This is a genomic window from Candidatus Effluviviaceae Genus V sp. (assembly GCA_014728125.1).
Classification (GTDB): Bacteria; Joyebacterota; Joyebacteria; order Joyebacterales; family Joyebacteraceae; genus WJMD01.
Window position 1 is genome coordinate 1 of record WJMD01000117.1, and the last position, 7290, is coordinate 7290.

8 protein-coding genes are annotated in these 7290 nt (G+C 66.4%); 1 reads left to right on the forward strand and 7 read right to left on the reverse strand.

What is annotated here, in order from left to right; all coding sequences use genetic code 11:
- Positions 1-366: hypothetical protein (locus GF405_07320; protein MBD3367965.1), on the reverse strand; the 366-nt coding region annotated here is incomplete at its 3' end.
- Positions 367-542: 176 nt separating this feature from the next.
- Between GF405_07320 and GF405_07325 the strand changes: the two genes are divergently transcribed.
- Entirely contained in the window at positions 543-1214 is a 672-nt protein-coding gene (locus GF405_07325) for an OmpA family protein (protein ID MBD3367966.1), read from the forward strand.
- Between the two features lie 108 nt (positions 1215-1322).
- On the opposite strand, the gene GF405_07330 is transcribed toward GF405_07325, so the two are convergent.
- The 6 genes from GF405_07330 to GF405_07355 form a co-directional block, all read right to left on the reverse strand.
- Positions 1323-2069: a protein kinase gene (locus tag GF405_07330; protein MBD3367967.1), complete on the reverse strand. Its 747-nt coding sequence runs from the start codon at positions 2067-2069 to the stop codon at positions 1323-1325.
- Positions 2070-2153: 84 nt separating this feature from the next.
- Positions 2154-2369 (reverse strand): cold-shock protein, encoded by a 216-nt coding sequence (locus GF405_07335; GenBank protein MBD3367968.1) that lies wholly within the window; start codon positions 2367-2369, stop codon positions 2154-2156.
- Positions 2370-2625: 256 nt separating this feature from the next.
- Positions 2626-3930: a hypothetical protein gene (locus GF405_07340; GenBank protein ID MBD3367969.1), complete on the reverse strand. Its 1305-nt coding sequence runs from the start codon at positions 3928-3930 to the stop codon at positions 2626-2628.
- Between the two features lie 9 nt (positions 3931-3939).
- Positions 3940-5262 carry a hypothetical protein gene (locus tag GF405_07345; GenBank protein ID MBD3367970.1) on the reverse strand — a complete coding sequence of 441 codons (1323 nt, stop codon included), beginning with the start codon at positions 5260-5262 and terminating at the stop codon, positions 3940-3942.
- 341 nt (positions 5263-5603) lie between these two features.
- Positions 5604-7007: a hypothetical protein gene (locus GF405_07350; GenBank protein MBD3367971.1), complete on the reverse strand. Its 1404-nt coding sequence runs from the start codon at positions 7005-7007 to the stop codon at positions 5604-5606.
- Positions 7008-7079: 72 nt separating this feature from the next.
- Positions 7080-7290 (reverse strand): hypothetical protein (locus GF405_07355; GenBank protein ID MBD3367972.1); only part of this gene is annotated, 211 nt, incomplete at its 5' end.

Here is a 7290-nt window from a genome sequence, read left to right on the forward strand (position 1 = left end):
CCCCTCGAAGGTGGTGACACCGTACCCCCGCTTGCGGAGCACCCTGGCGACGAGCTCTCCCTTGACTGTGAAGATGCGCAGCAGCACGTGACCGAAGGCGAGTCGTCTCTCCAGCAGAATGCCGACGACGTTGCCGGTCGAGAATCCGAGAGCGTAGAAGAGACCGAGCACGGGACGCTCGGCCACGTCGCCGACGATCGTCGTGATGACGGCCAGCCACATGCTGATCTCGATGAACCCCAGGATGAACGCCGCACGCGTCCTTCCCTGCACCGTGCTGATGGTACGCAGGGTCCCCAGACTGACGTCGATGACCCTCGCCGCGAAGATGATGATGCCCGTGATGATCGTGGCGGCCGTGAACATGAAGCACCCTCCCGTGCTTGCGGTCGGTGAACACCGAGCATCGCGGGCGCCGCGCGGAAAGTCAACCATGCGGCCCCAGGTCACCTTTGAGACTCCTTGACATCGTTCGACCCCGAACCTATTCTGAGGTCGGTAGCGAATGACAGGGATGTCTCACCCGAACGGAGGGTAGCCGAATGAAGAAGGTGCTCGGGGTTGTTCTGGTGGTTGCGATGATCGCCGCACTTGCAGGATGTGCGTCGATGAGCAACCGGGACAAGGGCGTGCTGGCCGGCGCCGGTGCGGGAGCCGCCGTCGGAGGCGCGATCGGCAGCCACAACGACAACACGGCGCTCGGCGCCATCCTCGGAGCGGTCGTCGGCGGCGCGGCGGGGGGCGTGATCGGCAACTACATGGACGACCAGGCGGAGGAGATGCGAGAGGACCTCGACGGCGCAACGGTCACGCGCGTCGGGGAGGGAATCAAGATCACCTTCGACTCAGGGATCCTCTTCGATGTGGACAGCGCGGCGCTCCGGCCGGTCGCAGAGGAGAACCTCACTGAGCTGGCGGGGATCTTCCAGAAGTACGAGGACACGAACATCCTGCTCGAGGGACATACCGACTCCGACGGCCCGGACCAGTACAACCTGGACCTCTCCGAGAGGCGTGCCCGCTCGGTAGCGAACTACCTGGCGCAGCACGGCGTCGACATGCGCAGGATGTCCGTCACGTGGTACGGCGAGACACAGCCGGTCGCCGACAACAGCACCGTCGACGGCAAGCAGCAGAACCGGCGCGTCGAGGTCGCCGTCATGGCGAACGAGGAGCTGAAGGACGCGGCAAGGGCCAAGGCCCAGGAGGGCTAGCGACCGCGTTCCGACGCCGCTTCACCGGAGCGCTCAACGACGAAACGAGGGCCCGCCGACCGGCGGGCCCTCGTCTCGTCTCAGCACGTGCGGCACGGCGCTCCTGGCTTATCGCGTCTCCCAGCGGATCCGCTCGAGTCGCTCCCTCAGCTGCCCGGCCGTGCGGAACTTCCTGGCGATCAGCGTTCGCTTGAGGCCACAGCATATGTCCCGGACCTCCTGCGGCTGCTTCGCGTAGTGGCGTCGTCCACCCAGGGCGTCGTAGAACACGCGGATGAGATCGAAGACGTCCTCCTGGATGTTCTCGTGCTTCGGCGGGTCCCACTGGTAGACGTCGACGAGCTTGACGTCGAACCCCAGCCCGCGACGGTTGATGATGATGTTGTCGACGTGAAGGTCCCCGTGGTAGTCGCGCATGCGGTGGATACACTCGATGCCGGTTGCGAGACAGTGCAGGAGATGGAGAGCCTCGAAGGCCTGGAGCCGCCGACCGGGCTGACGCTTGAGGAACTCGCTCAGGAGCTCGCCCTCGACGAACTCGGACACGAGGAACGTCAGGCTGTATCCGTCCCGGACGAGGGTCTCCTGAGTGTGGTACTGGATCACGATCGGGCAGTGTCTGAGGCGGTGGAGCTTCTTCGCATGGTAGACGAGCGTCCGGTTCCCGGGATTCCTGCGGGGCAGGAAGAACTTGGCCGCGCGCTCAATGCCGGTCGCCAGCTCCTTCACGAGATAGACCTGCCCCTCCCAGCCCGAGCCGAGCGAGCCGACGACCTCGTACTTTCCCGCCAGCCGGTCTCCCGGCGCAAACCGGATGATCTCCTCCGGCGGCCCCTTCTTCCTGGATGTCGCCATCATCGTCCTCCCGAACGCCGAGAGGGGCCGCCCCGCATCCCGAAGCGACCCCCTCCTGTTTCGGTCGTACCCTGTTCGGTTCCTCTAGGCGTCCAGCCTGACGACGTTCTCCGCCGCCGGGCCTTTCCCGCCTTCCACGACATCGAACTCGACCTGCTCGCCTTCGACGAGGGTCTTGAAGCTCTCATCGGTCTGAATGGCCGAGAAGTGGACGAAGCAGTCGCCCTGCCCGTCGTCCGGCGTGATGAAACCGAATCCCTTGCTGTCGTTGAACCACTTCACGCGTCCGGTCGTCCGCATCAATCCTGCTCCTTCGGAAGAACCTGAGGCCGGAGGCACCAGAGTCGACGGTCCGGCCGTCCGCCGCGCGGGGTCGCCCCCGCCGCGTGGTCGCCGGCTCCTCCGGGCGGACGCCCACGAAGAAGGCCCCGAGCGCTTGCAAGGGGCCTGCACCTCCACAGCTTCCGCCGGTAAGCCTGACACGGCCACGCCTTGAACATGAAATAATGTAGTCGCGTACGAACGGCCGGTCAAGTCCATCCTCCTCGAGGTCATCCTAGCGAGCCCTGAGGTCGGTCCGGTAGTCCAGGTAGTCCGAGTACTCCCCGTGCATCCAGATGACCCGGGGACCGTCGGGACGTGCGTTCCTCGGGACGACGGGGCGTACGTTGTCCATCGCCGACCCGGCCGTCACGGCGGTCGACTCCCACGTTGCCCCCCCGTCCTCTGTCGTCCACCGCTCGATCTCGAAGACGCCGTCCACGGGTCTCGAGAGGTAGACGACGGACGGATCTCCGTGATCGAGACAGAGCCCTCCCGAGTAGTAGGGCTCGAACCGGCTCGATGTCTCGGGAACGTCGGGAAACCAGCGTCCTGCGGGGGTGATCTCGTGATCGTCCCACGAGGTTCCGTTCCAGCGCGCGTAACGGTAGCGGTGGTCGTCCTCCGACGGGAACACGGCGTAGACGATGACCGGTCGGCCGGCGGCATCGGCGGCCACGTCCCAGAGCCACGAGCGGCCGTCGGGCCCGCTTCCGTCGTAGACGCGGTCGGCCCGGGACGGGTCGACAGGGAGTTCGTCGAGCCCGGCCACCGGCGTGCCGTCAGCCCGTTCGAAGACACCGTTGTGCAGCCGGACGTACGACACCCCGTTGTCCGACGTCGTTCGCGGGTGCCCGTCGTTGAAGGCGACGTGAACCGCGCCCGCGGTATCGGACGCGACGCGGAAGTAGAGCTGCCCGGCCCCTTCGAGAACGGTCCGACCGGGCGTCCAGTGCCTGTCGTCCCCGGACGCGGCGAACGCCGCATCGTATCCGGGGCCCCTCCAGAAGACGAGTACACTGTCTCCGCGGGACTCGAGCTGCACCGGGCTCGGGTAAGTATAGCCCCTGACGTCGTTCGTGAAGGGGCCGGCGGCGCGCTCCCGCGTCCAGTCCTCCAGATCGTGGGGTCTCAGGGTCTGCCGGTAGATGGTCCAGCGGCCTCGATGTCCTGAGTAGAAGGCCATCAGGCGCTCCTCCTCGTCGACGAGGAGCGTCGGATTGGCGTGGTCGTCCGCCTGGAAATCGTCGTGGAGCAGCGCCGTTTCGACGCTGCCGGTCTCGTGGTCGAAGGCACCGACCCGGATGTCGCCACCCGAGGTCACCCAGCCCACGTAGGTCCTGGGGTTCTCTCCACCGACGGAGACCGCGCGAGGCCCGCCGAACCAACTCCATGCGCCGTCGGTGGCGATGACGACGCACGCCTCGCCCGGCACCGGCCCCTTCTCAGCCGTCGTCTCATCGGAGAGCCGTCCGGCCGGGACACATCCCTGGAGAGCCAGAGCGAGCACAATCGGAACGGCGAGTGCGGCTGCGCGCATGGACCCCTCCTATTCGATCCAGCCGGTGGCGAACTCTCGAGGGAGTCTTACGACCTCGAAGAGCGATGCGATGAGCTCACGGTTCTCCCCGGTCTGGGCCGGGTTGACGAACTCCCAGACGATGTCGCCATCGCGGGTCACCTCGAACGCCCGCCCCCGGTCGGTCTCCGTGATGAGCGTGTTGCCGTTCGCAAGACGCTGGTTCGAGCCGCACGTCCGTGAGAAGAACGGCATGAGCTCGTCGCCCTTGTAGTACCACGAGAGTCCCATGCCGACCGGGTCGAACTCGATCACGCGGGACGCCTTCATCTTCGGCGCGTTGTCGAAGAGCAGGATCGTGCCGCTGTCGAGCACCGTCGGCTGGTGCTGCTTCGACCAGGGGCCTCTGAGAGCCCAGACGACCCGACCCTCCTCCATGTCGACGACCGCGATGACGTCGAGCTCCCGGACGGAGATGAGAACGTTGCCGGCCGCGAAGGCGGGCAACTCGTTCTCGAGCCGGCCGTCGAGCACCTCGACCGTGTTCGTATGGAAGATGTCGCCGTGCGGCTTCATATCATCGAGAACGTCCGACATGGCCGAGCGCTCGAAGGCCTCGAGAAGCGACAGCCTCTCGAGTTCGATGCCCTCGTCGTCGAGCACCACCAGGAAGTCCTCGAGGACAGGCATCTCCTCATGGATGCGCGGCAGGATGCGCGCCTCCCGCACGAGAGTGACGATCCTGCCGTCGGGCAGGACCTCGAGATCGTGGTGGTATCCCCCGAAGCGTGCCCAGAGCACGTTCGAGTCCCGGTCGAGCTTGACGATGGCATGCCAGTCGAAGATGCCGATGATGTCGCCGTTCGGGAAGAGATGGGCCCGGCGCCAGAATCCCGCGCCCTGCGTCCGCTCGGGGAACTCATCTCCGGGGGCGGCCCGCCAGACATCGAGGAAGCTCGCCTCCCACCTGTGGAGGACCTCGCCATCCATGTCCATCAGAACAGCTCCCGGGAGATGGCCCGAGACGTAGAGATTCAGGGCGCCGTACGCTCTGAGTGAATCGTGAAGCGTGACGCCCGAGCGGTCGGGAGCGGGTTCCGACCCCTCCAGATAACCGATGGAATGGAGCCGCTCCAACTCGGCGAGCTGCTTCTCGCTGAGCTCGACCGAGTCCGGTATCGACCCTCTCCACGCACCGGTGTGCCAGCGGCCGCCCGGATCCTCCCACTCCTCCAACTGGTCATCGGGAACGGGGGTGTCGGACTGCCACGGCTTCGAGACGAGAACGGCGATAACGGCGGAAGCCATGATCACTGCGAACACGGCGAGCCTGAAGGCGCGCCGTCTCAGCATCCCGCCGCGGGTGGCGGTCGTACGATGCGTTCGTGCGTGCTTGTCGTCCGGCAGAATGCGCTCCTCGTGTCTCGTTCGGGTGTTTCCTGCTCTTCATTCTAACATAAAGACGAAGCCCCGCCTCGAAAGGCGGGGCTTCCCGGAGAACGGGCCCGTGGGGGTGCCAGGCGGTCAGGCCCGTTGGAGGTGCTGGTCTGCGGCCGCCGTCGGCCGGCGGCCTCGGCGCCCTCCGGGGGGTCCGGAAGCTCCTGCCGACACGGTTGCGTTCACTCTGAACCGGACCCCCGGGTGCGCCTGTGCAATGCATGCGCATGATAGCCGAAGGCCCGCGGGAGAGCCAGTTAGTGTTCCGTGTCCGGAGTCTTAGCGCGGCGTTCAGAGCCGTCGGCGACCAGTCGCGGCGACACCCCGTCGGAGGGGATCCGGACCACCTCGAGCAGCGTGGCGATGAGCTCGTTCTCAGGGCCGGCCCGGTGCGGGTTGACGTACTCCCACACGATCTCGCCCTCGACGGTCACCTCGATCGCGCGACCGTTGTCGGACTCCGTGATGAGAGTGTTGCCGTTGGGAAGCCGCTGGTTCGAGCCGCACGTCTCGCTCCACAGGAGTCCCTCACCGGGTTCAGGATACCTCCAGACGACCTCCCGCGTTAACGGGTCGAACTCGAGAACGCGCGAGCGGCGGTCGCCGGCGAGGTTGTCGAAGATGAGCAGGTTCCCGTTTCCGAGGACCGTAGGCTGGTGCTGGGCGTTCCACATGCCGGTCATCACCCAGACAACTTCTCCCCTTTCGAGGTCGACGACCGCGACCGCGTCGAGCGAACGGATGGAGATGAGGACGTTGCCTGCTTCGAACGCCGGCAGCTCGCCGGCGAGACGCCCGTCGAGCAGCTCGATCGTGTTCGTGTGGAGGATGTCGTGGCCCTCGGGCAGCCGTTCGAGAAGCGGCGCGTAGTCAGAGCGCTCGATCGCCTCGAGAATCGACACGCGCCTGATCGGCTCGCCGTCCGGTGTGAGGACCGAGACGAACTCCTCGAGCACGGGCCGCTCACGCCCCAGCCTCGGTATGAGCCGCGCCTCCTGGTCGAGCACCAGGATGCGCCCGTCGTCGGCCACGTCGATGTCGTGGTGCGAGCCCCCGTCATAGGACCAGAGTACGGAAGAGGAGGCATCGAGTCGTACGAGTCCGAGCCAGTCGAAGAGAGCGAGCAGGTCTCCGTTCGGACAGAGATGCGCGCGGCGCCAGAACTGCGTGTCCAGACGCTCGTCGGGCACGCGGCTCTCGGGCCAGACGTCGTGGAACGAACACGACCACGAGTGGACGATCTCGCCGTCCATCGTCATGAGGAACGCTGCCGGCTCGTGACCCGAGACGACCAGATTGAGCCCGTCCCACGTGCGGGAGACCTCGTGCACCGTGACGCCGGTGGCGTCGGGGGCCGGCACAGAACCGTCGAGGTACCCGACGGTCAGAAGCCGCGTCAACTCGGCGCGTTCGGAATCCGAGAGATCGGACGGGTCGGCCGAGGGGCGATGCCAGCGTCCGCGCGCGTCCGGAGCGCGGAAGGCGTTCGGCGCCGGCCCGCCGCCGGTCATGCGCCTGGCAACGCGTGACGGCGTCAGGCCGCCGCGGTGCACGAGGTAGCCTGCAGCGAACCCGGCGAGCACCAGAAGGAGGGCCGACACAGCGAAGCGCGTTCGGAGTCTCCTCCTGCCGCCGACGTCCCTGGGTCCATCCCGCCGCATATGCTCCCCCACATGAAAGCGCCCGGACCGGCAATGGGCCGATCCGGGCACTCCATGAGACTGCCTGGAAGACTAGAAGGCGGATTCGGTCTCCGTCTCCGTCTCCGTCTCGGTTTCAGTTTCAGTCTCCGTCTCGGTCTCTGGCTCGTCCTTGACGACCGTGACGTTCTGAGCCGCCGGGCCCTTGGCCTCGACGACCTCGTCGAACTGCACGCGGTCGTTCTCGCTCAGGGTCTTGTAGGCCTCGTCGCTCTGAATCGCGGTGTGATGGACGAAAACGTCC